This is a genomic window from Microbacterium sp. zg-B96 (assembly GCF_030246865.1).
Lineage (GTDB): Bacteria > Actinomycetota > Actinomycetes > Actinomycetales > Microbacteriaceae > Microbacterium.
On record NZ_CP126738.1, the window covers coordinates 1,633,647 to 1,657,403 of the forward strand.

Annotated in this window: 26 protein-coding genes and 2 tRNA genes; 5 read left to right on the plus strand and 23 right to left on the minus strand. The window is 68.0% G+C overall.

The genetic code is table 11. The features are described from left to right. Window positions 1-44: 44 nt before the first annotated feature. The 5 genes from QNO11_RS07510 to QNO11_RS07530 form a co-directional block, all read right to left on the minus strand. The gene (locus QNO11_RS07510; RefSeq protein ID WP_257509693.1) at window positions 45-665 is read right to left on the minus strand and encodes a hypothetical protein; all 621 of its coding nucleotides are present in this window, start codon (window positions 663-665) and stop codon (window positions 45-47) included. Between the two features lie 96 nt (window positions 666-761). Continuing rightward, on the minus strand, window positions 762-1,211 hold the full coding sequence (locus QNO11_RS07515; protein WP_257509692.1) for a DUF6069 family protein: 450 nt from the start codon (window positions 1,209-1,211) through the stop codon (window positions 762-764). A gap of 118 nt (window positions 1,212-1,329) precedes the next feature. Beyond that, window positions 1,330-2,253: an RNA polymerase sigma-70 factor gene (locus tag QNO11_RS07520; RefSeq protein ID WP_257509691.1), complete on the minus strand. Its 924-nt coding sequence runs from the start codon at window positions 2,251-2,253 to the stop codon at window positions 1,330-1,332. A gap of 192 nt (window positions 2,254-2,445) precedes the next feature. Continuing rightward, complete coding sequence (locus QNO11_RS07525; protein ID WP_257509690.1) at window positions 2,446-3,303, minus strand: CPBP family intramembrane glutamic endopeptidase; 858 nt, start codon at window positions 3,301-3,303, stop codon at window positions 2,446-2,448. Between the two features lie 39 nt (window positions 3,304-3,342). Next, window positions 3,343-3,855: a hypothetical protein gene (locus tag QNO11_RS07530; RefSeq protein ID WP_257509689.1), complete on the minus strand. Its 513-nt coding sequence runs from the start codon at window positions 3,853-3,855 to the stop codon at window positions 3,343-3,345. 168 nt (window positions 3,856-4,023) lie between these two features. Between QNO11_RS07530 and QNO11_RS07535 the strand changes: the two genes are divergently transcribed. Beyond that, window positions 4,024-4,626: a DUF998 domain-containing protein gene (locus QNO11_RS07535; RefSeq protein WP_257509688.1), complete on the plus strand. Its 603-nt coding sequence runs from the start codon at window positions 4,024-4,026 to the stop codon at window positions 4,624-4,626. 30 nt (window positions 4,627-4,656) lie between these two features. Here QNO11_RS07535 and QNO11_RS07540 read toward each other — a convergent pair. The 3 genes from QNO11_RS07540 to QNO11_RS07550 all read right to left on the minus strand — a co-directional run bounded on the left by QNO11_RS07540 (window position 4,657) and on the right by QNO11_RS07550 (window position 5,753). After that, window positions 4,657-4,730 (minus strand) — tRNA-Ala (locus tag QNO11_RS07540). A gap of 187 nt (window positions 4,731-4,917) precedes the next feature. Further along, window positions 4,918-5,313 (minus strand): hypothetical protein, encoded by a 396-nt coding sequence (locus QNO11_RS07545; RefSeq protein ID WP_257509687.1) that lies wholly within the window; start codon window positions 5,311-5,313, stop codon window positions 4,918-4,920. A gap of 2 nt (window positions 5,314-5,315) precedes the next feature. Next, complete coding sequence (locus QNO11_RS07550) at window positions 5,316-5,753, minus strand: DUF6069 family protein (protein WP_257509686.1); 438 nt, start codon at window positions 5,751-5,753, stop codon at window positions 5,316-5,318. A gap of 119 nt (window positions 5,754-5,872) precedes the next feature. Here QNO11_RS07550 and sigJ point away from each other — a divergent pair, with 119 nt between their 5' ends. Continuing rightward, on the plus strand, window positions 5,873-6,739 hold the full coding sequence (gene sigJ / locus QNO11_RS07555; protein WP_257509685.1) for an RNA polymerase sigma factor SigJ: 867 nt from the start codon (window positions 5,873-5,875) through the stop codon (window positions 6,737-6,739). Between the two features lie 214 nt (window positions 6,740-6,953). Here the strand turns inward: sigJ and QNO11_RS07560 are convergent. After that, a tRNA-Ala gene (locus tag QNO11_RS07560) sits at window positions 6,954-7,029 on the minus strand. A 128-nt stretch (window positions 7,030-7,157) separates the two neighbouring features. On the opposite strand from QNO11_RS07560, the gene QNO11_RS07565 reads away from it, so the two are divergent. After that, window positions 7,158-7,583: a VOC family protein gene (locus QNO11_RS07565; protein WP_257509684.1), complete on the plus strand. Its 426-nt coding sequence runs from the start codon at window positions 7,158-7,160 to the stop codon at window positions 7,581-7,583. A gap of 3 nt (window positions 7,584-7,586) precedes the next feature. Here QNO11_RS07565 and rsfS read toward each other — a convergent pair whose 3' ends face one another. The 9 genes from rsfS to rplU form a co-directional block, all read right to left on the minus strand. Continuing rightward, window positions 7,587-7,964 (minus strand): ribosome silencing factor, encoded by a 378-nt coding sequence (gene rsfS / locus QNO11_RS07570; RefSeq protein WP_257509683.1) that lies wholly within the window; start codon window positions 7,962-7,964, stop codon window positions 7,587-7,589. Continuing rightward, window positions 7,961-8,938, minus strand: a complete 978-nt coding sequence (locus tag QNO11_RS07575; RefSeq protein ID WP_257509682.1) for a hypothetical protein — start codon at window positions 8,936-8,938, stop codon at window positions 7,961-7,963. The genes rsfS and QNO11_RS07575 overlap by 4 nt, the downstream gene beginning before the upstream one ends. After that, window positions 8,935-9,531 (minus strand): nicotinate-nucleotide adenylyltransferase, encoded by a 597-nt coding sequence (gene nadD / locus QNO11_RS07580; RefSeq protein ID WP_257509681.1) that lies wholly within the window; start codon window positions 9,529-9,531, stop codon window positions 8,935-8,937. The genes QNO11_RS07575 and nadD overlap by 4 nt, the downstream gene beginning before the upstream one ends. A 9-nt stretch (window positions 9,532-9,540) precedes the next feature. Beyond that, window positions 9,541-9,765, minus strand: coding sequence for a hypothetical protein (locus tag QNO11_RS07585; protein ID WP_257509680.1), 225 nt, complete (start codon window positions 9,763-9,765; stop codon window positions 9,541-9,543). 49 nt (window positions 9,766-9,814) lie between these two features. Next, the gene (locus QNO11_RS07590) at window positions 9,815-11,080 is read right to left on the minus strand and encodes a glutamate-5-semialdehyde dehydrogenase (RefSeq protein WP_257509679.1); all 1,266 of its coding nucleotides are present in this window, start codon (window positions 11,078-11,080) and stop codon (window positions 9,815-9,817) included. 9 nt (window positions 11,081-11,089) lie between these two features. Continuing rightward, window positions 11,090-11,917 (minus strand): glutamate 5-kinase, encoded by an 828-nt coding sequence (gene proB / locus QNO11_RS07595; protein WP_257509950.1) that lies wholly within the window; start codon window positions 11,915-11,917, stop codon window positions 11,090-11,092. 5 nt (window positions 11,918-11,922) lie between these two features. After that, entirely contained in the window at window positions 11,923-13,425 is a 1,503-nt protein-coding gene (gene obgE, locus QNO11_RS07600) for a GTPase ObgE (protein ID WP_257509678.1), read from the minus strand. 83 nt (window positions 13,426-13,508) lie between these two features. After that, window positions 13,509-13,766, minus strand: a complete 258-nt coding sequence (gene rpmA / locus QNO11_RS07605; RefSeq protein ID WP_257509677.1) for a 50S ribosomal protein L27 — start codon at window positions 13,764-13,766, stop codon at window positions 13,509-13,511. Window positions 13,767-13,785: 19 nt separating this feature from the next. Then, window positions 13,786-14,094 carry a 50S ribosomal protein L21 gene (gene rplU / locus QNO11_RS07610; RefSeq protein WP_257509676.1) on the minus strand — a complete coding sequence of 103 codons (309 nt, stop codon included), beginning with the start codon at window positions 14,092-14,094 and terminating at the stop codon, window positions 13,786-13,788. Between the two features lie 226 nt (window positions 14,095-14,320). Here rplU and QNO11_RS07615 point away from each other — a divergent pair, with 226 nt between their 5' ends. Then, entirely contained in the window at window positions 14,321-14,587 is a 267-nt protein-coding gene (locus QNO11_RS07615) for a DUF4031 domain-containing protein (RefSeq protein ID WP_257509675.1), read from the plus strand. 3 nt (window positions 14,588-14,590) lie between these two features. Here QNO11_RS07615 and QNO11_RS07620 read toward each other — a convergent pair whose 3' ends face one another. Then, complete coding sequence (locus QNO11_RS07620) at window positions 14,591-16,966, minus strand: Rne/Rng family ribonuclease (protein WP_374113821.1); 2,376 nt, start codon at window positions 16,964-16,966, stop codon at window positions 14,591-14,593. Window positions 16,967-17,258: 292 nt separating this feature from the next. Here QNO11_RS07620 and QNO11_RS07625 point away from each other — a divergent pair, with 292 nt between their 5' ends. After that, window positions 17,259-17,834 carry a vitamin K epoxide reductase family protein gene (locus tag QNO11_RS07625; RefSeq protein WP_257509674.1) on the plus strand — a complete coding sequence of 192 codons (576 nt, stop codon included), beginning with the start codon at window positions 17,259-17,261 and terminating at the stop codon, window positions 17,832-17,834. 267 nt (window positions 17,835-18,101) lie between these two features. Here the strand turns inward: QNO11_RS07625 and ndk are convergent, their stop codons facing one another. From ndk to ileS, 4 genes are read right to left on the minus strand one after another with little or no spacing between them, the layout of a single operon-like run. Next, entirely contained in the window at window positions 18,102-18,515 is a 414-nt protein-coding gene (gene ndk, locus QNO11_RS07630; RefSeq protein WP_257509673.1) for a nucleoside-diphosphate kinase, read from the minus strand. A 1-nt stretch (window position 18,516) separates the two neighbouring features. Continuing rightward, window positions 18,517-18,930 (minus strand): DUF4233 domain-containing protein, encoded by a 414-nt coding sequence (locus QNO11_RS07635; RefSeq protein ID WP_257509672.1) that lies wholly within the window; start codon window positions 18,928-18,930, stop codon window positions 18,517-18,519. Next, window positions 18,918-20,270 carry a bifunctional folylpolyglutamate synthase/dihydrofolate synthase gene (locus QNO11_RS07640; RefSeq protein WP_257509671.1) on the minus strand — a complete coding sequence of 451 codons (1,353 nt, stop codon included), beginning with the start codon at window positions 20,268-20,270 and terminating at the stop codon, window positions 18,918-18,920. The genes QNO11_RS07635 and QNO11_RS07640 overlap by 13 nt, the downstream gene beginning before the upstream one ends. Then, window positions 20,267-23,710 (minus strand): isoleucine--tRNA ligase, encoded by a 3,444-nt coding sequence (ileS, locus tag QNO11_RS07645; protein WP_257509670.1) that lies wholly within the window; start codon window positions 23,708-23,710, stop codon window positions 20,267-20,269. Before ileS ends, QNO11_RS07640 begins: the two co-directional genes overlap by 4 nt. Window positions 23,711-23,757 lie beyond the last annotated feature (47 nt).

Genomic DNA, 23,757 nt, shown 5'->3' on the forward strand with positions numbered 1-23,757 from the left:
GCCCGATCCTGGCACGGGGCTCAGACGCCGGCGACGTCTGATCGCTACCGCGACCGCTTCGCCGCCCACTGCCGCTCCCGGTGCGCGGCGAGCTTGGCATCGAGTACGGAGATGAACCGCCACTCCCACGACCGGGTGGGGAACTCGCGGATGACGTCCTGCGGGTCGATCACGTTGCCGTCGCGATCGAGGTAGAACTGCCATGCCCGTGGAAGCCACCCGAGAGCGCCGAGGATCGCGCGTAGCAGCAGGGCGGCGACGCCGGCCAGCGAGACGAAACCCAGCCAGTCGAGCCCCCAGAACGAGCCCTCCCGTTCGTACGCCATGGCGCCATTGGCGAACGTGAAGGCCATCAGGATCGTGCTGAACTGGAGCAGGACAAGGCGATTCGCACCTGGACGGTCGCGCATGGGAACGGGGTACGCCGCGATCGTCAGCAGGATCTGGAGGGCGACCAGTGGATACATGGGCAGCCGTGGTGGTGTGAATGCCGGGTACCCCTCGGGAGTCGGGCCGACGTCGCTGGGAACGTTCCCGAACAGCAGGGACAGCACCATCATCGCGATCAAGGGAATCAGACCGAACAGCACCACGCCGACGACGAGGAACAACTGCATGCGGTAGATGAACGCTTCACGACGCATGACCTGCTGCAAAGCGCTCATCCGTCGAACGTACCGGAGTGGGGACCGTCAGCTGCAGCGCCACCGGGAGTCCTTCACGAGCAGGCGGGAGCCGACGGGGATCCCGGTCCTCGACGCTTATGGGTTGCTGCTCCACCGGGCGATGATCCCTATCACGACGTAAGCCAGTCCTCCGATCGTGTGCATTCCGGCGAGGAGGAGACCTGTCGCGAGGTCGTGCGCTCCGGTGAGGACGAACGGAATGCTGATCACTACGGGGACGGCGCCCGCACTGATCGCAAGAATCGTCCATCGAGGAAAGCGCCGCGCGACCAGCGCCAGCACAAGTGCACCGACGGCGAGGGGTACGGCGGTCTTCCATGCGACATCCCAGGGAACGATCACATGGTTGGGTTCACCTAGACCAGGATCTATCCGGAGCGCGGCGGCGGTTGCCCGTCCGATGGCATAGAGGCCAAGGTTCGTCGCAGTGGCTGCCCCGATACAGATCGCGCTCGCCAGCGCAAAGTTCCGCGAGGGCCACGCGCGCTCAGACGGCTTGCGGATGCGGGCAGGTGAACCAGTCATGTCTTCCTCCAGATGAGGTCGGTAGCGACGCTGCTATCTGGGAGACAAGACACGCCGGCCGATTGTGACATCGCTCGCGCTCGCGCTCGCGCTCGCGCTTGCACGGCGCGTTCGCGGCTTACTGAGGCTTGCGTGTTGCCGCGCGATACGCCTCGTGGACCGACCAAGCATCAACCACGGGCCCGAGGTGGGCGAGTTTCTGCGGGTTGGTCACTGTGCGGATCGCCTGGATCCGCCCGGCGACGATGTCGAGCATGGTCACGCTCACGACCATTCCCGCGCTGTCGCGGAACAGCCCGCCCGGCTGGCCGTTGAATGAGCGCGCCTCCTGTGTGAGACCGATCTGCGTGAGCTGGGGCAGGACCGACACCAGCAGCTTCGCGACCTTGTCCGCCCCGACAATGGTCCTGGGCAGACTTGGTGCTTTGCCACCGCTGTCCGAAGCCATCTCGACGTCAGCGGCCAGAAGCTCCCGCAGTCCAGCCACGTCCCCGTCCTTCAGCGCAGCGAAGAAGCGGGTGGCCAGCCGCTCATGTTCGCGGGGATCGGCATCGAATCGCGGGCGGCCTTCGGCCATATGGTGCCGCGCCCGTACCGCCAACTGACGGCATGCGGCCTCAGAACGCTCGACCATGGCCGCGATTTCTGCGAACCCGAAGCCGAACACATCCTGCAGGACGAACACGGCGCGTTCCAGCGGGCTGAGACGCTCCAGCAAGAGCAGAGCCGCGGTCGACACGGATTCTGCGAGTTCAACGGCACGGTCCGGATCCTGGTACGGATCCTCCAGCAACGGCTCCGGAAACCATGCTCCGACGTACTGCTCTCGGCGCGCCCGAGCCGACCGCAACTCATTGATCGACAACCTGGTCACGACGGTCGCCAGGAATGCCTTCGGCGACTCGGGACGGCTGTCGGAAGCATCAGCCCGCAGCCACGCCTCCTGCACCACATCTTCGGCCGCGCCCACACTGCCCAGGATGCGATAGGCGATGGAGAACAACAGCGGCCGCAGTTCCTCGAACCTCTCGGCGCCGATCACCAGGACAGCATATCCGTGGCATCTCGGGTTCGACGTCGACGTCCGCCTGGCCGCCGAGACGGCCGCGAGCAACCCGATCTCGGCCTTCCGCCCGACTGGATCGGCAGTGATGCCGAGGGTTCGAGGTCACGGGGATCGCCAGCTGTGGCTGATCGGCGCTCGATAGTGCCATCGCGTGACAGGCGCGGTAGGTCAGCCACGTCCCGAGGTTGGGCGCTCGTCCGGCTCAGGCGTCAGCCAGTTCGGCCGCCGGCGCGTGAGCGCGAGCGTGAGGGTGCCGCCCAGCACGAATGCAGGGATGATCCCGGCCATCGTTACCGCACCCGGGTTACTCACCTCGATGCCGTGGTGTCCGAGGAGCGTCTGTGCGACGGCCTGGAACGCGAGGTGGAACCCGATGGGGTTCCAGAGGCTGCCGGAGTTGACGCGCAGGATGCCGAGAACGACGCCGATCGCGAGGAAGAGTGCGCCCCGCTCGCCGAGAATCCCCCACCCCGCCGTCAGGACCCACAGGGCGGTACCGAAGATGGCAAATAGCACGGCCTGCACGAGCACGGCCATGATCGGTGCCATCCTGGCGGAGAGATTCCGGTAGATGTACCCGCGGAAGATGAGTTCTTCCGGGATCGATTCGAGCAGCAAGACAGTCAGGACCGTGAAACCGATCGCGAGGATCAGTTCGATCGGGGGCACGACGGATATGATCTGCAACCACCCCACGAGGAGCGCCACGGAAAGCCCGATCGCCGACGGAAGCAAGAAAGAGGTGACGCCGATGAGGAAGTGCCGCCATCCTGAGGCCCGCCCCTGCAGGTCCAGACCTGCCCACGGTCGCTGATCGAGGAACCGTCGGGCGACGACGACCATCGGCACCGCGAGGCAGAAGATGAGTAGCGCGTTGACAATGCGGCTGGCCCGGGTGACCTCGCCGCCGAAGACACTCGCTCCCACCCAGACCATGAGGGTCCAGATCGCGCCGGTGCCCGCCAGCACGAGCGCGATCCGCCATGCTGTGCCCACGCGCGTGCGCGGCTGCGTCGTCGTCGCCATGCTGGAGAAAATAGCGGACCCAGCGGACACGAGGCGCCCCTACGGGGCCGGGACGACTAGCACGCGTTGCAGCTCCTGCCCCTCCGGGTCGAGACGGTATGTCACCCGGATGTTGGCCGGTCCCGATCTCGTGTACCTCGACACCAGCCCGAACTCACGCGCATCGCCCGGTGCGATCGTCCCCTGGCCCGCCGTGACCGGCTGCAGCCGGTCGTTGTCGAGCGCGGTGAGACCGTCGATCCTGACGCTGAACGCGGTGCCGGGGCCTTCGTTGAGGAGCAGCCACCTCTCGCCGCCGGCCGAGCGGACCGTGAAGTCAACGCGGTCGCCGCTACGCCGGTCGGGCAGCACCCCCTGCGATTGTTGCGGGCTTTCGAACGCCGCGATGAGCGTCGCGCGCTCCTGGGTGTCCTTCGACCTGCGGTTGTTGCCGAGGGTGATCACACCGAACACGACTGCCACCACCACCGAGCCCAGCGCGGCGAGAGCGCCGACCCACTGCGCGCCGAGCATCCAAGCCTCGTAGACGGTCGGATCAGCGGTGAGGTTCACGCGCCCACCGTATCCCCCACCGCGGCTCAATCGAGGGCGGAGACCCTCTCAGGCGCTGACGTTCTGCTCCTCCGCTGTCGCTGCGTCCGCCTGGGATCGCGAGCCACCGCCGGATATAGTGCCGCGCAGGAGGATGCCGTTGGTCACTGCAGGTATCGCTGTCGGACATTGAGCGTCGCTGCCATCGCTGCGGTGACGGCGCTCGTCGCCGGCGGGATCACGGCTGGGCTGATTGCGATCCTTCACGTCATCGAGCCCGAGTACGACCCGTCCTGGCGGATGATCAGCGAGTACTCCCTCGGGCGGTTCGGGTGGGTCATGCGCCTCGCCTTCGTCACGATGGCGATCAGTCCTGCCGCGATGTGCGTCGCCTTGTGGTCGTTCGGCCAAGCGTGGACAGTCGGCCTTGCCGCCGTCGCACTAGGCGCGCTGGGCGCCGCGTTCATCGACTCCGATCCGATCATGACTCCGCGCGATCAGGCCACGCCCGTGGGCCGGGTGCACACGGTATTGGGCGGAGTGTGCCTCGCCGGATTTCCCCCTGCCGCACTGGTCGCGGGGGTTGGGGTGGCGACTGCCCTGGGCTGGCTGCTGGCGATCGCATCCGTAGTTCCGTTCGCCGGCCTGGTGTGGTTCCTCAGTGCCGCTCGCCCCGCCCACGGTCGGGGCGGCTCACCTGAGATCCGAATCGGGTGGCCGGACAGGTTCTGCCTCCTCGCCTACCTGGCATGGGTGGTGCTCGCCACCACCGTCGTGCTCAACGCCGTGTGACGAAGCAGCGACGCTCACAGCCATGATTCATGGCGAGCCCGCTGTGCCTGCGACCTGCCCCCCTGCATGCCATGCAGGTGCGCTACCAGCTGCGCCACGGGCCCGGATCGTCTTGCGGATGTCCAAAGCCCCCGGAATCTAGCCTTCGAGTTCGACCCCCAACGCCGGACGGACCTGAAGCTGAGGCCGATCGGGCGGCCGACTTCCGCAGCTTCGTGACGGGCAGCGGACGCTCGCTTAGACACGTGTGTAAGCGACGATGCGAGGAGTCGTCCGTGGGGCGATGGCACGCTACGGCTGGGACGCCTGTGGAGCCGTTCGCGCCGCCGACACGATCGCTATGACCGCGGCTGTTATCGCGATGAGAAGGCCCAGCAACTGCATCCAGGTGCCGGCGAACGGACCCAAGTCTGCAGGTCTGATCAGGCGATCGTCTGTCCCCGCTATCGCCATGCCGGTGAGTACGAAGGCGGCGGCAAGCAGGCCCAGCACGGGGATGTATCGCCACGGCACGACATATACGACCATGGCGACCGCTGTCAGGATGATCGGTCCCGGTGGTACCGCGGGAAAGCCCGGAACGCCAGTGAGGAACTGAATGAGGATGCCGAGAGCTGCCACCAACAAGGCGGCGACGAGCGGGAGTCGCGCACCGCGTGAACGAATGCGAACTGAGTTCGTCGGCACGGTCATTCCTCCCTACTCAAGCGACGGCTCATCGCGTCGACCCTCGTTGCGGGTGCCGGCGATCCTCGTCCCGGAAGAAGGAGGATCAGGGTCAGGCCAACGGCGAGATGCATGAGTCCGAGCGCGATAACAGTCGCAAGGGAGGCGCCGAGCAAGAACAGAGGGACCACGGACACCACGAGCACCGCCACCGCTGTTATCGTCCAGACCCTGGTTCCGTTCTCCAAGCGCCTCTCCAGCACCGCTAGCAGTGCCCATGCGGCGGCCGCGGCGACCATCACCGTTATGAGGACGAGTGGAATGCTGATTGCGATGGAGCCGGCCACCGGGCTTGTGACCTCGAGTCGAACCCCCGCGATGGAGGCCACGAGCCAAACGAGTACGGCGACGCCTGTTGCCATGGCGACTGCCAAGAGGCGTCGCGGAAGGTCGGCGAACATAAGGTCTCCTTCGAGAGAGAAGAGGGGTCACCTGTCCGACGGCCCAGCCGCGCAAAATGTGATCTTCCCGTCTCACATTTCGAAGGGCCGCATCGTCGAGTGGTAAGGAGGGCATGCAAGTGAACGAACCCCCGATGCACCGCCGACAGTTGGTCGGTCTCGCGTACCGCCTGCTTGGGTCGATCGCGGAGGCCGAAGACGTTTCGCAGGAGGCCTATGCCCGGTGGTATGCGATGTCCCCGCAAGAACAGCTCGCGATCGAATCGCCCGGCGCGTGGCTTACGACTGTCGCGACTCGCCTGTGTCTCGATGTGCTCGGATCGGCTCGTGCGCGTCGGGAGCGCTACGTCGGCGAGTGGATTCCCGAGCCACTGCCTGCCTTCTCACTCGACGATCAGACAGATCCAGCCGATCAGGTCATCCTGGACGAGTCGATATCGATGGCGTTCCTCGTCGTCCTCGAGCAGATGACCCCAGCCGAACGCGTCGCGTTCATCCTTCACGATGTCTTCCGATACCCATTCGCAGAGGTGGGTTCGATCGTCGGCCGCACACCGGAGGCGTGCCGCCAACTCGCCACATCGGCGCGCCGTCGCATCCGCGAGTCTCGAAAGGCCCCGACACCCATCGCAGAACAGCGTGAGATCATCGCGGCTTTCAAGAGCGCCTGGGAAACGAAGGACATACCCCGTCTGGTGACCCTGCTCGATCCGAAAGCAACCATGATCGCCGATGGCGGCGGCATCGTCGCGGCCGCAGTTCAGCCCGTCGAGGGTCGGCAACAGATCGCCCAGTCTTTTGCGGCGTTGGCAGGTCGAGCCCCGGATCTTGTGGTGATGGAGCAGACGGTGAACGGTCAACCCGGTCTGGTGGCAGAACAACACGATTCACTCGCGGTCGTGCTTGCTTTTGAGATCGTCGGCGGCCTCATCCAACGCATCTGGGCCATGCGGAATCCGCAGAAGCTTCGGGCGTGGGACCGCTGAACCAGCGCGACTCGTTCGCCACGTCGCACTGACGAATGAGGCTGTCTGGCTTGCACCCCACCGCCCCGACGAGACTCACTGCCGCGTACTTCCCGATAGTCCGAGAAGCCCCGAGATCGTCCCGGGCGGAACCGGCGAAGTGTCCAGTAAACGACTACCAAACATTCAAACTCCCTGATCAGGGAGTGAAGATTTGGGGCTTTACCGGGAGTTTTGGTGGACCTGAGGGGACTCGAACCCCTGACCCCCTGCATGCCATGCAGGTGCGCTACCAGCTGCGCCACAGGCCCAAACACTGCCTCGCTCTCGCGCGGCAACTCGTAAAGACTACAACACGTCCAGGGCGCGGATCGAATCGGCTGCGATGTCCGGGCGTGTCCGTACAGTGGGGGCCACATTCGACCGATGGAGGCGTGACATGGCGACGCTCGGCAACATCACCTTCTACGCGAACGATCCGCGCAGGCTCGCCCATTTCTGGGCAGGGGTGTTCGACTACCCCCTCCTCGAATGGGAGGATCCCTTGCGCCAGCAACTTCTCGACGCCGGGCTGACCGAGGCCGATCTGGCCACTCGCTCACTTGCCGAGGATCCGGCGGGCGTCGGCCCGCGGCTGTTCTTCCACCACGCCGATTCGCCGAAGGCGGGACGCAACCGCCTGCACGTGGACGTGCAGGCGGTCGCTGAAGGAAGGCCCACACGCGAGCAGCTCGACGAGGAGAAGGACCGACTGGTCGCGCTAGGCGCGCAAGTCGTCCGCCTCGTTGAGCAGACCTGGGGCCCGTGGCCCGAGATGTACTACCAACTGCGTGACCCTGAGGGCAACGAGTTCTGCCTGCAGTGAGGCTCAGTCCTTGTTGGCGGGCGTGGCCAGCTCGATGGGGATGACCGGGCAGTCCTTCCACAGCCGCTCGAGGCTGTAGAACATGCGGTCCTCCTCGTGGAACACATGCGCGACGAGATCTCCGAAGTCCAACAGAACCCACCGGGACTGGTCGCGTCCTTCGCGGCGGAGGCGCTTGTGGCCGGCTTCGAGCAGCTTCTCTTCGATGCGGTCGGCGATTGCGGCGACGTTCCGCTCACCGTGCCCGGTGACGATCAGGAACGCGTCCACCAGCGGCAGCGGTTCGGAGACGTCGAGGGCGATGATGTCCTCACCGCCGGTTGCATCGGCCGCTTGTGCGGCGATTTGGGCCATTTCGTGCGATTGCGCGCTGGCGGTCATGAGAAAACTCCTGTGGTAACGGCGAGAATGAGCACACCCACGAGCGTGAGGGCGAGTGCACCGGCTGTGATGGCAAGCGCCATCATGAGACGCCCGCCCTTTTCCGGTGCCGGTGGCTGGATGATTTCGCCAGACGTCTTGGACGTACTGACGGCGGCGCTGGCGGCGATCGGAGTGGGCGAGGACGCCGGCGGCAGTTCGCCGTCCATCAGCGCCGCGTCGATGTCCTTGCCGTCGGCCACACCGGGCGCGTGCCCGTTGGAACCGAGGCCTTCCGGCAGCGCGAACGTACCGGTGATGAGCACCTCGCCGGTCGCCGTGACGGGACCGACCAGCGGGCCCGATGTCGGCGTCTGCGAGAGGATCAGCGCGTTGGACGCTGCGAGCGTGCCGTTGCTGCCGCTGCGGGCGAGGATGTGGTCGAAGGATGCCGGAAGCTCAACTGCCTCCGCGTCGCCGGCAAGGAGCTCGGCGCCCAGTGCGCTGTTGACGACCGGGCGCTCTTCTTCCTCGACCTCGACTTCGGCTACTTCCTCGATCCCGGCATCGTGAGTCTCGGCATCCACCGCCTCGTCGCCGTGCGCGTCGCCAGCGGTGTCCTGTGCCTGCTCGGCGGGCGGCGCGAACGGTGAGACGTCTTCGGCGGGCGCTTGCGCCTGCTCAGCCTGGGCGGATTCGGCCGCGTGAGCGGCGAGCACATCCGCCGTGATGACCGGCACGGATGCCGTGCGGATGCGCTCCTGCTGGCGGGCCTGGCGCCGCGTCAGCGGATGCGCTCCGAGGTCGACGCTCTCGTCGGTCGCGGGTGCGGGCGGCACCTCGACGGGCGCCGCTGGTCGCGGCAACGGCGCGGCCACGACGGGCGGCTCGGCCGGTGGCGCGTCCGGCGGGATGATCTGGTTCGCCGCCGTGTTACGCAGGTCGCGCAGCGTCTTGCGCGTCAGCGGCGGAGTGGGCTGCTCGGGTGTGCTCATGCCATGCTCCGATAGAGGTGGTGCTTCGCAATGTATTGGACGACGCCGTCGGGAACCAGGTACCACACGGGATAACCCCGGTGGACGCGGGAACGGCAGTCGGTGGACGAGATCGCCAGCGCCGGGACCTCCAGCTGACTGACGCCTTCGGGGGGCAGATCTTCGATGTTCAGGACGTGGCCGGGGCGGGAAACGGCGATGAAGTGGGCCATGCGCCACAGTTCCGCGTGGTCACGCCACGTGAAGATCTGCGCGATCGCATCTGCGCCGGTGATGAAGAAGAACTCGGCATCCGGTCGCTGCGCGCGAAGGTCGCGCAGCGTGTCGGTGGTGTAGGTCGGTCCCCCGCGGTCGATGTCGACGCGGCTCACGGTGAACCGGGGGTTGGATGCCGTGGCGATCACGGTCATGAGGTAACGGTGCTCCGCCGCCGAGACATCGTGCTTCTGCCAGGGCTGGCCGGTGGGCACGAACACGACCTCGTCGAGGTCGAGCGACTGGGCGACTTCGCTGGCCGCCACCAAGTGTCCGTGATGGATCGGATCGAACGTTCCGCCCATCACTCCAATGCGCGGTGCGCGCGGAGAATTCATACGGCCGGCCTAATGGTGGCCGTGCCCCGCCTGCGGAAGCTCGTCGGCGTGGGCGCGCGCGTACGCGTCGGCTTTGTGGGAGTGACGGTTGGCGACGTTGCGGTAGGACAGCGTCACCAGCCCCAGCAGCATGAACACGACAAAAGCGACGATGCCGTAGCCGACGTTGTCGAAGAGTCCGACGTGGTGTTCGGTCTCCGCCGCGGCGAGAGCGGTGATCGTAGCGAAAGTCATGCGGGCTCCGTTCGGGTTGCGTTGGTGGCGCGGCTTCCAGCTTATTGCGTCAAGGGCGGATCTGCCCGGCGCCACGGGCAAGCCACTTGGTGCTGGTCAGCTCCGGCAGCCCCATGGGGCCGCGGGCGTGCAGTTTCTGGGTGGAGATGCCGACCTCGGCGCCGAAGCCGAATTCGCCGCCGTCGGTGAACCGGGTGGAGGCGTTGGCCATGACAACGGCCGCATCCACCTCGGCGAGGAAGCGTTCTGCGCGCGCGTCGTCGGCGGTGATGATCGACTCGGTGTGCCGGGTCGAATACCGGCGGATGTGCGCCAGCGCCTCGTCGAGATCGTCGACGACGCGCATCGACAGGTCCAGGCTCATGTGCTCGACGGCGTACTCGTCGTCGGTCACGGGGACGACGTCGGCGGCGAGGCGGCGCGTGGTGTCATCGCCGTGGACGGTGACACCCTCGGCCTGGAGCGCTGCCACGACGGGTGCGACCAGGCGGTCGGCCGCATCCGCGAGCACCAGCACGGTCTCCACCGCGTTGCACACGCTTGGGCGCTGCACCTTGGCATTCACGACGATCTCTCGGGCCCAGTCCAGCGGCGCGGTGGAATCCAGCACGATGTGCACCACTCCGGCACCGGTCTCGATGACCGGAACGGTGGACTCCGTCACGACGGTCTCGATCAGCTGGGCACTGCCGCGAGGGATCAGCACGTCGACCAGGCCACGCGCCTGCATCAGTTCGCGGGCACCGTCCCGGCCGAAGTCGTCGACGCTCTGCACTGCTTCCGGGTCGACGCCGGCGCCCGCGAGGGCGTCGCGCATGACGCGGACGAGGGCGGCGTTGGAGTGCTGCGCCGCGGTTCCGCCGCGCAGCACCACGGCGTTGCCGGAGCGCAGCGCGAGGGCGGCGATGTCGACGGTCACGTTCGGGCGGGCTTCGTAGATGGCGCCGACCACGCCGAACGGCACGGACACCTTCTGCAGGCGAACACCGGTGGGCAGCACCCGTTCGTCCAGTACGCGCCCCACGGGGTCGGGGAGCGCGGCGACATCCCGCACCGCCGCGGCGAGGGCGCCGATGCGTGCGGCATCCAAGCGCAGTCGGTCCTGCAGTCCGGCGGTCATGCCGCCCGCGGCGCCGCGCTGTAGATCCTCGGCGTTGGCGGCGACGATCTCATCCACCGAAGCGTCGATGGCGTCGGCGATCGCGTGCAGAGCGGCAGCCTTCTCGGCGTCGCCGAGGAGAGCGACGCTGCGCGCGGCATCCTTGGCGCGCTGCATCCGTTCGCGCGCCGTCGTCGTCGCTGTGAGGGTGGTCATCCCGCCAGTTTAGCCGTGGCCCCTGGCACCCGTCTCGATCGGGCCCGTCGTCGGTACCGCGCCGGCCGGGTTCGGTGCGAACCACGTGCCGATCTGCGCGCCGGACAACGCCTCACCGACGCGTTGGGCGCTGGTGACCACAACGCCGACTCCGGATGCCGCAGCCAGCCGCGCGGCGGAGACTTTCGTGGCCGCTCCCCCGGTGCCGACGCTGTTGACGACGACCGATCCGAACTCGTAGCCGGCCAAGTCATCGCCGTAGTCCACGTGCGTGATCGGGCGGGCGCCTGGCTCGGAGGGTGGACGCGTGTAGAGGCACTCCACGTCGCTGAGCAGCACCAGCGCGTCGGCGCCGACCAGGCGGGCGACGAGGGCGGCGAGGCGGTCGTTGTCGCCGAAGCGGATCTCATGCGTCGCCACGGTGTCGTTCTCGTTGACAATCGGCAGGATGCGCAGGCCCAGCAGGCGTTCCATCGCGCGGCGCGCGTTGGAGCGAGGAGTGGGGTTCTCCAGATCGCCGGCTGTGAGCAGCACCTGGCCGGCGATGATGCCGAAAGCGCGCAGCGCTTCCTGATACCGATAGATGAGGATGTTCTGTCCCACCGCGGCCGCAGCCTGCTGCGTGGCAAGGTCCGAGGGACGCTCGTCGAGCTGGAGGAACGGCATGCCGGTGGCGATGGCACCGGAGGAGACCAGCACCACCTCCACACCGCGGGCGTGTGCCGCAGCCAGGGCCTCGACGATGCCCTGGATCGCGCCGGCGTTCTCACCGCTGATCGACGACGAGCCGACCTTGACGACCAACCGCCGAGCTGTGCGCACCGCTGCGCGATCCATTGCTGTCACCGAGCGCTCTCCCCGTCGCCTCCGGCGATGCGCTCCGCTTCGAGGTCGGCGCGCGCCTCGGCCTTGGCGTTCATCCGTTCGTAGTAACGCTCACGACGCTGCGACGTGTTGCGCCTCGGGTTGAGGTCCAGTCGCGGGTCGGTGCCACGCGGCGCGGTCTTCAGCTCCGCGGCAGAGGCCATCGTCGGGTGCCAGTCGAACACGACGCCGTCGCCGTCGCCGATCACGACGGTGGAACCGGCCTGCGCGCCTGCCTTGAACAGGCCGTCCTCGACCCCGAGCTTCTCGAGGCGATCGGCAAGGAAGCCCACCGCCTCCTCGTTCTGGAAGTCGGTCTGCTGCACCCAGCGCACGGGCTTTTCGCCCAGCACGCGGTAGAGGTTGCCGTACGTGCCGCCCTCGACGCGGATCTCGAAGTCCTTGTCCGCACCCTTCGGGCGGATGACGATGCGCTCGGGTGCCGGGGTGGCAGCCAGCGTCGCGCGGTGCTGCGACACGATGTCGCCCAGCGCGTAGCTCAGCTGGCGCAGACCTTCGTGGCTGACCGTGGAGATCTCGAACACACGGTAGCCGCGGGCTTCGAGGTCAGGGCGGACCAGCTCGGCGAGATCCTTCGCTTCGGGTACGTCGATCTTGTTGAGCGCGATCAGCTGCGGCCGCTCGAGCAACGGTGTCTGGCCCTCCGGCACCGGGTAGGCGCCGAGCTCGGCCAGGATCACGTCGAGGTCGGTCAGCGGGTCGCGGCCGGGCTCCAGCGTCGCGCAGTCCAGCACGTGCACGAGAGCCGTGCAGCGCTCGACATGGCGCAGGAACTCAAGACCCAGGCCCTTGCCTTCGCTCGCACCTTCAACCAGACCCGGCACATCGGCCACGGTGAACCGCACTTCGCCGGCCTGAACGACACCGAGGTTGGGGTGAAGCGTCGTGAACGGATAGTCGGCGATCTTGGGGCGCGCGGCCGAGACCGCGGCGATGAGGCTCGACTTGCCTGCGGAGGGGAAACCCACCAGCGCGACATCGGCGACGGTCTTCAGCTCGAGGAGGATGTCGCCTTCCCAGCCGGGCGTGCCCAGCAGTGCGAAGCCGGGGGCCTTGCGCTTGGGGTTGGCGAGGGCAGCGTTACCCAGCCCGCCCTGACCGCCGGGGGCGACCACGACGCGCGTGCCCGGCTCGACCATGTCGACGAGCGTCTCGCCGGCGGCGTTCTTCACGACGGTGCCCACCGGAACGGTGAGTTCGATCGACTCCCCCGCCGCGCCGGAGCGGTTGTCGCCCATGCCGAACCCGCCGTTGGCGGCGGTGCGGTGCGGCGAGTGGTGGTACGACAGCAGGGTGGTCTCCTGCGGATCTGCGACCAGCACGATGTCACCGCCGTTGCCACCGTTGCCGCCGTCCGGTCCGGCGAGTGGCTTGAACTTCTCGCGCCGCACCGACACGCAGCCGTTGCCACCCTTGCCCGCGCGCAGATGCAGCGTCACTCGATCCACGAAGGTCACCATGAGCTGCTCCTCAGCTTTCGGAAAAACAGGCGAGGGACGAGCCGAAGCCCGCCCCTCGCCGAGAATTTATTGCGATACCGCGATTACTCCGCGGCTGCGACGATGTTGACGACCTTGCGGCGGCCCTTCGCGCCGAACTCGACCGCGCCTGCGGCGAGAGCGAACAGCGTGTCGTCCTTGCCGCGGCCGACGTTGGCGCCCGGGTGGAAGTGGGTGCCGCGCTGGCGGACGATGATCTCGCCGGCGTTGACTTCCTGGCCACCGAAGCGCTTGACGCCCAGTCGCTGGGCGTTGGAGTCGCGACCGTTACGGGTGGAGCTTGCGCCCTTTTTATGTGCCATCTCTGCGTCTCCCCTGGGCTTACTTGATGCCGGTGACCTTGACGCGCGTGAGGTCCTGACGGTGCCCCTGGCGCTTCTTGTAACCGGTCTTGTTCTTGAACTTCTGGATCACGATCTTCGGGCCACGCAGTTCGCTGAGAACCTCAGCGGTCACGGTGACCTTCGCGAGCTTTTCGGCGTCGGTCGTCACGGCGTCGCCGTCGACGAGCAGCACCGCGGGCAACTCAAGGGTCTCGCCGACCTTGGTCCGCTGACGGTCCAGGACGACGATCGTGCCGACCTCGACCTTTTCCTGGCGGCCGCCGGCGCGCACAACTGCGTAAACCACTTCACACCTGTTTTCGTCTGGGGAGCGCACGGCTCCGGTTGTCTTGCGAGACTCGCTCTGGGAAAGATAAGTCTTGGTGCCTGGTCGGTCGCTGTCAGCTACCGCCATACGCGTTCCGTCCTAAGACGTGGAAACGCCGCGCACCCAAAGGTAGAGTTTAGCCGATGCGGGCCGACATGCCAAAAGGGCGGCGCAGTGTGTCGCGCCGGCGCTCTAGGATCGGCGGATGGCAATCCTGATCGATGACCCGCGCTGGCCCGCGCACGGCCGCCTGTGGGCGCACCTGATCAGCGACAGCGAGCTGAGTGAGTTGCACGCGTTCGCCGCCGCCAACGGCATCCCGCTGCGCAGTTTCGATCTGGATCACTATGACGTTCCTGATGAGGCCCACGCACGCCTCGTGGCCGCCGGCGCGAATCACGTCGACGGCCACGAGCTGGTGCGCAGGCTGATTGCGTCGGGGCTGCGCGTACGAGCGCGCGACCGACGCTGAGGGCTACTCCCCGTCGGCCACGTGGGGCACGGGCGTGCCCGTCAGCGCCGCGGTGGATACACGCCGACGTCCCCGGCCCTGACCGGGTGCCTTCGGCTCCGGCAGCGCCTGCAGGACGGAGTCCAGAAGCAGGTCCTTCTCGGTCTTGGGTGCGGCCGAATCGGTGCGCTTCTTGCGCGGCTTCTTCGCCCGCTCGGCGCGCTCGGTCCGCTCGGTTCGGTCGGCCGACGGCGGCAGCACCACGGGGATCACGGGCACCTCGACCTCAGCCTCGACCACCTCGACCTCGGCTTCCACCGTGGCGTCGTCCTGAGTCGGGTGGATGGTGGATGCCGCGATCTGCGCGAGAGCCGACTTCACGCCTTCGGTGATCACGTGCGTACCGCCGGTGGTCGCCGGGGCGGGCGCGGCCTGGCGGGGGCGACGTGCGGAGGAGCTGCCACCGCCGTTGTTGTTATTGCTGCTGCGGTGCTTGACCACGGGGTCGTGATGCACGATCACGCCGCGGCCGGCGCACACCTCGCACGCCTCGCTGAAGGTCTCCAGCAGGCCCAGGCCCAGCTTCTTGCGGGTCATCTGCACGAGGCCGAGCGAGGTGACCTCGGCGACCTGGTGCTTGGTGCGGTCGCGGCTGAGGCATTCCACGAGCCGTCGCAGCACGAGGTCACGGTTGGTCTCGAGCACCATGTCGATGAAGTCGACCACGATGATGCCGCCGATGTCACGCAGCCGCAGCTGACGCACGATCTCCTCGGCCGCTTCGAGGTTGTTCTTGGTGACCGTCTCCTCCAGGTTTCCCCCGGAGCCGACGAACTTGCCGGTGTTGACGTCGATGACCGTCATCGCCTCGGTGCGGTCGATCACGAGTGAGCCGCCGGAGGGCAGCCAGACCTTGCGGTCCAGCGCCTTCTCGATCTGCTCCGTGATGCGGAACTCGTCGAACGGGTCGTGGTCGCCTTCGAACGGCTGCACGCGGTCGAGCAGGTCCGGGGCGACACCGGCGAGGTAGCTGGTGATCGTCTGGAACGCGTCTTCGCCCTGGATGAGCATCCGCGTGAAGTCCTCGTTGAAGACGTCGCGGACGATCTTCACCAGCAAATCGGGCTCAGAGTGCAGCAGCGACGGGGCCTGGCCCGACTCGACCTGCTTGCTGATGTGCTCCCACTGGTTGGTCAGCCGCTGCACGTCGCGCGTCAGCTGGTCCTCGGTGGCACCCTCGGCCGCAGTGCGCACGATGACGCCACTTGATTCGGGCAGCACCTCCTTGAGGATGCGCTTGAGGCGCGCCCGCTCGGTGTCGGGGAGCTTGCGGGAGATGCCGTTCATGGCGCCGCCCGGGACGTACACGAGGTAGCGGCCGGGAAGGGAGATCTGGCTGGTCAGGCGCGCGCCCTTGTGGCCGATCGGGTCCTTGGTCACCTGCACCAGGACGCGGTCGCCTGATTTGAGTGCGAGCTCGATGCGACGCGGCTGGTTGCCGGTCTCGACGGCATCCCAGTCCACCTCGCCGGAGTACAGCACCGCGTTGCGGCCGCGGCCGATGTCGACGAAGGCTGCCTCCATGCTCGGCAGCACGTTCTGCACGCGACCGAGGTACACGTTGCCGATGAGCGAGGCGTCCTGGCTGCGCGCGACGTAGTGCTCGACGAGCACGTTGTCCTCGAGCACCGCGATCTGCACGCGCCCGTTCTTGGAGCGCACGATCATCATGCGGTCGACGGCTTCGCGGCGGGCGAGGAACTCGGCCTCGGTGACCACGGTGCGCCGGCGTCCGGCTTCACGGCCGTCGCGGCGGCGCTGCTTCTTGGCCTCCAGGCGCGTGGAGCCCTTGATGCGCTGCGGCTCGGTGATGAGCTCGACGGCACGCTGGCGCGGCTGCGCAGGCGCCGCAGCAGGGGCGTCGTCGATGTCGTCGCCGCCACGACGGCGACCGCGGCGCGGGCGCGGGGCGGACGTGGTGGGGCGTTCGTCGACCTCGTCGAAGTCGTCGGGCACGCCGCGGCCGGTGTGAGCCGGCAGCGGTGCGACGGCGGGAGCGTAGAAGTGCAGCTGCGTCGACACGGCCGAGACGAAGTTCTCCGGCAGCAGGCCGAGACTCACGGCCGTGACCGGGCCGGTGGGCTCGGGCTCGGATGCTGCGTCGTCGGATGCTGCGTCGTCGGCTGCCGTCGGCTCGGGCGCGTCGTCTGCAGGTGCCTCCGGCGCCACCGCGGGAGCCGGGTCGGGCTCCGTAGCGGCATCCGTCGTTTCGGCATCCTGCTCGACGGTCGGCTCGTCGGCCGACGTCTCGTCGGTCTGCTCGGCCGCCTCGATGTCGAGTTGCGAAGGCGTCAGCGCGTCGTCATCGTTGGCGGGACTTGTGCGGGTCTCATCGGATATCACCGGCGTACTCCTTGCGGGCGACACCGCGCGTCGCCCGGCTAAATCTCGTGCGGTACCGCTGTCGTCTCGTCTGTGACGGTGCGGCTCGCGAACTCTCACTCGGTCTGCAGCCGGCGCTCGGCGGGCTGCGCTGGGCGTTCATCGCCCGAAGTCTTCGGAGATGCGTTCGCGGCGCGGCCGCGGGTGCATCGACCACCATTATCGCACCTCCGGCGCTTCTTGTGGCGCAGGTGTGGCCCGGCGTCGTCCGCCGGGGTTGTGCAGGGGCTGCGATGGCATAATCCGGGGCATGCCCGATACCCGTTCCGCGCGCCCGACCGTCCTCGCCGTGTGGCTCGTCATCGCCGGTGTCGTCGGGTGGTGGGCGGCGTTTTCGCTCACGATGGAGCGGTTCCACCTGCTGGCCGATCCCGATGCGATCGCGTCGTGCGACTTCAGTCTGCTGGTGCAGTGCACAGCGAATCTGCAGTCCGCTCAGGGCAGCGTCTTCGGGTTTCCCAACCCGATTCTCGGGTTGACCGGTTGGGTCGCACCGGTCGTCGTGGGGGTCGCGGTGCTGGCCGGGGCGCGGTTCGCGCGCTGGTTCTGGTGGTGCTTCTGGGCCGGGACCGCGTTCGCCTTCGGCTTCGTGGTGTGGCTGATCGGCCAGAGTGTGTTCGTGCTGGCGACGCTGTGCCCGTGGTGCATGGTGACCTGGGCGGTGACCATCCCGACGTTCTATGCCGTGACGGTGCACGTGCTGCGGGTATCCGGCATCCGCTGGGCCCGTCGCCTGGGACCGTGGGTGCCGTTGGCGACGTTCCTGAGCTACGTCGTGGTCGCGGTCATCGCGCAGCTGCGTCTCGATTGGCTCTCCCAGCTCTGACGCCGAGTGAGTATTCACGCTGCCGAGTGAGTATTCACGCTGCCGAGTGAGTATTCACGCTGCCGAGTGAGTATTCATGCTGCCCAGTGAGTACTCGCCACGGCGGCGAGTACTCGCTCGAGACGACGAATACTCACTCGCGGGCACGAATACTCACTCGCGGGCACGAATACTCACTCGCGGGCACGAATACTCACTCGCGGGCACGAATACTCACTCGCGGGCACGAATACTCACTCGCGGGCACGAATACTCACTCGGGAGCGGTCAGAACCAGATCGCGAGCTCGCGGGCGGCGGACTCGGGGCTGTCGGAGCCGTGCACCAGGTTCTGCTGCACGGCGACGCCCCAGTCGCGGCCGAGGTCGCCGCGGATCGTGCCGGGCGCTGCCGTGGTCGGGTCGGTGGTGCCGGCCAGGGACCGGAACCCCTCGATCACCCGGTTGCCGGCGAGGCGGATCGCCACCGACGGACCAGACATCATGAACTCCACGAGCGGCTCGTAGAAGGGCTTCCCGGCGTGCTCGGCGTAGTGCTGCTCGAGGCGGTCGCGGTCGGGCTCCACCAGGCGCAGGTCCACGAGGGAGTACCCCTTCGCCTCGATGCGGGCGAGGATCACGCCCGTGAGTCCCCGTGCCACGCCGTCCGGCTTCACCAGGACGAGAGTTTCTTCGGTGGCCATGTCAGTCTCCGTTTCGCTGTTCGGCCTCGGCGACCAGGCGCGCATTGCGCCGGTCGAGCGAGGCCCCTTTGATGGTCGCATACGCCCACATCGCGCCGAACATCAGCGCGATGAGCAGGATTGCCGGCACGAACACGGCGCCGAGGGCCACGGTGACCTGCAGCACCCAGCCGAACGCCACCGCCCACCGGTGACGCAACAGGCCCGCCGTGATCACCATGAGCACAGCCACGACGCTGCCGGCGACAATCCCCCACCACGGCTCGACGCCTTCGGGCAGCACACGCAGCCCGTAGATCGCCAGGCCCGCGAGGAAAGCCACGATCGCCTCGAACACCAGCACGATCGACGCGAGCGACTCCGCAGCGCCCCGCGTACGGCGCGGCTGCGGTGCGGCCGCGCTCACGCGCTCCACCCGCTCTTCCAATCCCCTGCGGATGCCGCCGTCAGCGCTTCCCCGGCCAGTACGACACTGCCGGCGATGATCACGGCGCGGCGGTCGGATGCCGCAGCCCACTCCCGCGCCGCCTCCGCGGCGTCGGCGACATCCGGATGCACGCTCACCTGAGCTCCCCGCTCCTCGGCGAGGTCGGCGATCGCATCGGGGTCGCTGGCGCGGTCGGACTGCGGAGCGGTCGCGAACACGTGCGCCGCGAGGGGCGCGAGTTCCGCGACGACACCGGCGACGTCCTTGTCGGCGAGGGCACCGAGCACCACGCCCCACTCGTCGAAGTCGAACACGTCACGCAGCGCCGTGGCCAGCGCCCGCGCACCGTGCGGGTTGTGCGCGCCGTCGACGATCACCGTCGGGGACACGCCCACCAGTTGCAGGCGGCCGGGCGAGGTGACCTCCGCGAGGCCCTCGGTGAGCACGTCGGCGGCGATCGGCTGGGTCGCCGCGCCGAGCAGCGACTCCACCGCGGCGATCGCGAGGGCCGCGTTGTGACCCTGGTGCGCGCCGTAGATCGGCAGGTACTGGTCGTCGTAGGTGCCGGCGAGCCCGCGCACCGAGATCAGCTGCCCGCCGACGGCCAGGCGGTCCGCGGTGAGGTCGAACCCCTCCCCCTCGAACGCGATCGTGGCGTCGTGGGCGGATGCCGCCGCGCGCAGGACCCGCTCGGCGGCGGCATCCTGTCGGGCGGAGACGACCGCGGCGCCGTCCTTGATGATTCCAGCCTTGACCTGGGCGATCTCCGCGATCGTGCCGCCCAGGCGGTCGGCGTGGTCCATGTCGATCGGGGTGAACACTGCGACGTCGCCGTCGGCGGTATTGGTCGAGTCCCAGGACCCGCCCATCCCCACTTCGATGACCGCCACGTCCACCGGAGCGTCGGAGAATGCGACGAATGCGAGCGCCGTCAGCAGCTCGAAGAACGTCAGCGGCTCCTCGTCCGCCTCGGCCAGCTCGGCATCGACGATCTCGACGAACGGCGCGATCTCATCCCACGCGTCGGCGACGGCGGCGTCGGCGATGGGCTCGCCGTCGATCATGATCCGCTCGGTGAACCGCTCCAGGTGAGGGCTGGTGAACAGCCCCACCCGCAGCCCGTGCGCTCGCACGATGCTGTCGATGATGCGGCTCGTGGACGTCTTGCCGTTGGTGCCGGTCACGTGCACCACGCGGTAGGTGCGCTGCGGGTCGTCGAGGAACTCCAGCAACCGCGCGGTGCGCTCCTTGCGCGGCTCCACCCACCGCTCACCGGCGCGGGCGAGGAGTGTCTCGTGGACGGTGTCGGCCCTGCGGCGATCGTTCATGCGCTCACCCGGCTGACCGCGACGTAGAAGCCGCCCCGGTTGGCGTAGGTGCCGGCAGGCACGTACGCGACGTGGTCGGGCGTGGCGCCGAAGACATCCGGATGCCACTGGTCACCGGCCATGTCCGAGGGCACCCCGATGTCGCGACCGGCGACGCGCGCCGCCAGATCCACCGCGAGGGTCTCCCCCGCGACATCGGCGGCATCCACCCCGGCCTCGAGCGCCGACGCGTCGTCGGCGGACTCGAACAGCAGCTGCAGACGGATGCGGTCGCTCACGTCGAAACCGGCGGCCTTGCGGGTGTCCTGCACGGCGCGCACGACGTCGCGCGCGAAGCCCTCGGCTTCCAGCTCGGGTGTCGTGGTGGTCTCCAGCAGCACGAAACCGGTGCTCGGCAGCAGGGAGAGCGCCTCGCCGTCCGGGCGACCGCTGGTCTCCAGCGCCAGGTCGTACTCGCCCGGCTCCAGTGTCACGCCACCGGCGGTGACGACACCGTCGGTCTCGGACCAGTCGCCGCTCTTGGCGGCTTGGATGACCTGCTGCACCTGCTTGCCCAGGCGCGGGCCGGCGGCACGCGCGTTGACCGACAGGCGGTGGGTGATGCCGTACTCGGCGGCGGTGTCCTCGCGCAGTTCCACGAGCTCCACAGCCTTGACGTTCAGCTCGTCGCGCAGCAGCTCATCGAACTGCGCGAGCGAGCCCGCCCCCGGCACGACCACTGTCAGCCGCGGCAGCGGCAGCCGCACGCGCTTGCCCTCGCGCTTGCGCAGCGCGTTGGCGACGCTGGTCACTTCGCGCACGGCATCCATCGCGGTGCGGATGTCGTCGGCGGTCGGGAAGACCTCGGCATCCGGCCAGTCCTCCAGGTGCACGCTGCGGCCACCCGTGAGGCCCTGCCAGATCTGCTCGGACACCAGCGGGATCAGCGGTGCCGCCACGCGGGTGACGGTCTCGAGCACCGTGTACAGCGTGTCGAACGCCTCGCGGCTCGTCGGGTCTTCGGTGACGCCCGTCCAGAACCGGTCGCGAGACCGGCGGATGTACCAGTTGGTCAGCGCCTCGGCGAACTCCCGCAGCTTGGCCGCGGCGGTGGTGGAATCCAGTGCGTCCAACTCGGTTGCCACGTCGCGGACCAGGTCGCCGGTCAGCGCGAGGATATAGCGGTCCAGCACGTTGGTCGAGTCGGTGCGCCAGGATGCCTCGTAGCCGGCCCCGCCGGCAGGACCGCCGGCGGCGTTGGCGTAGGTGGCGAAGAAGTACCACGCGTTCCACAACGGCAGCAGGAACTCGCGCACGCCGGCGCGGATGCCCTCCTCGGTGACGACGAGGTTGCCGCCGCGCAGCACCGGGCTGGCCATGAGGAACCATCGCATCGCGTCGGAGCCGTCGCGGTCGAACACTTCGGACACGTCGGGGTAGTTGCGCAGCGACTTGGACATCTTCTGCCCGTCGCTGCCCAGCACGGTGCCGTGGCAGGACGCGCCGATGAACGCCGGGCGGTCGAAGAGCGCCGTGGAGAGCACGTGCATGACGTAGAACCACCCGCGAGTCTGCGGGATGTACTCCACGATGAAGTCCGCCGGGGAGTGCTCGTCGAACCATTCGCGGTTCTCGAACGGGTAGTGCACCTGGGCGTAGGGCATCGATCCGGAGTCGAACCAGACGTCGAAGACGTCCTCGATGCGTCGCATCGTGGACTGCCCGGTCGGGTCGTCGGGGTTCGGCCTGGTCAGGTCGTCGATGTAGGGGCGGTGCAGGTCCACTTCGCCCTGCTCGTTGCGGGGCAGGCGCCCGAAGTCGCGCTCCATCTCGTCGAGCGAGCCGTACACGTCCACCCGCGGGTACGCCGGGTCATCGCTGCGCCACACCGGGATCGGTGAACCCCAGTAGCGGTTGCGGCTGACCGACCAGTCGCGCGCGCCCTGCAGCCACTTGCCGAACTGGCCGTGCTTGATGTTCTCCGGCGCCCACGTGATCTGCTCGTTGAGCTCGATCATGCGGTCCTTGATCGCGCTGACGCGCACGAACCAGCTGGAGACGGCCTTGTAGATCAGCGGGTTGCGGCAGCGCCAGCAGTGCGGGTACGAGTGCTCGTAGCTGGCCTCGCGCAGCAGCCGGCCCTCGGCCTTGAGTAGCCGGATCAGCGGCCGGTTGGCATCCATCCACAGCTCGCCGGCGACGTCGGTGACCTGCGGCAGAAAGCGTCCGCCGTCATCCAGGCTCATGATCAGCGGGATGCCGGCGGCTTCGGTGATGCGCTGGTCGTCCTCGCCGTACGCCGGCGCCTGATGCACGATGCCGGTGCCGTCGCTGGTGGTGACGTATTCGTCGACCAGGATGCGCCAGGCGCGGTCGGTCCCCCACACCTCGGCATCGGCGTAGTAGTCGAACAGCCGGTCGTAGTGCACGTCCTCCAGCTCACGGCCCTGCACGCGCTGCTGCACCGCTTCGCGGGCGGCTTCGACGCTGTCGTAGCCGAGGTCCTTGGCGTACCCGGGCAGCAGTTCCTCGGCCAGCAGGTAGCGATGCGATTCGCCTTCCGCGCGGTCCTCGTGCACGTCCGCCGCGCCGTGGGGGCCACCGGGCACGACGACGTAGGTGACGTCGGGGCCGACGGCCAGCGCCAGGTTGGTGGGGAGGGTCCACGGCGTCGTCGTCCACGCGAGGGCGCGCACGGCGGTCAGCCCCATGGCTTCGGCCTTCGTACCAACGAGCGGGAACGTGACGGTGACCGATGGGTCCTGACGCATCTTGTAGACGTCGTCGTCCATGCGCAGCTCGTGGTTGGACAGCGGCGTCTCGTCGCGCCAGCAATAAGGCAGTACGCGGTGGCCCTCGTAGGCGAGGTCCTTGTCGTAGAGCTCCTTGAACGCCCACAGCACCGATTCCATGAACCCGGGGTCGAGCGTCTTGTAGCCACGGTCGAAGTCCACCCAGCGGGCCTGGCGGGTGACGTAGTCCTCCCACTCGTGGGTGTACTCCAGAACCGATTCGCGGGCCTTCGCGTTGAATGCGGCGATGCCCATCTGCTCGATCTGGCTCTTCTCGGTGATGCCGAGCTGCTTCATCGCCTCGAGCTCGGCGGGCAGGCCGTGCGTGTCCCAGCCGAACACGCGGTCGACCTTCTTGCCGCGCATGGTCTGGAACCGCGGGAAGAGATCCTTGGCGTACCCGGTGAGCAGGTGCCCGTAGTGGGGCAGACCGTTCGCGAACGGCGGGCCGTCGTAGAACACCCACTCCGGGGCGCCCTCGCGCTGCGCGATCGACGCGCGGAACGTGTCGTCCTCTGCCCAGAAGGCGAGGACCTCCTGCTCGATGTCGGGGAAGCGCGGGCTCGGCACGACGCCCGCTGGACCGAAGGAGGCGCCTGGCGCGGCGCCGGCGGCATCCGGTGCGGTCGCCTCGGCGGCCGAGCGTGATGAAGGTCGGGGGTAGGTCATGTCACTCCAGCAGGTTGCGATGCGTCCTGCGAGGACGACCCGTCCGG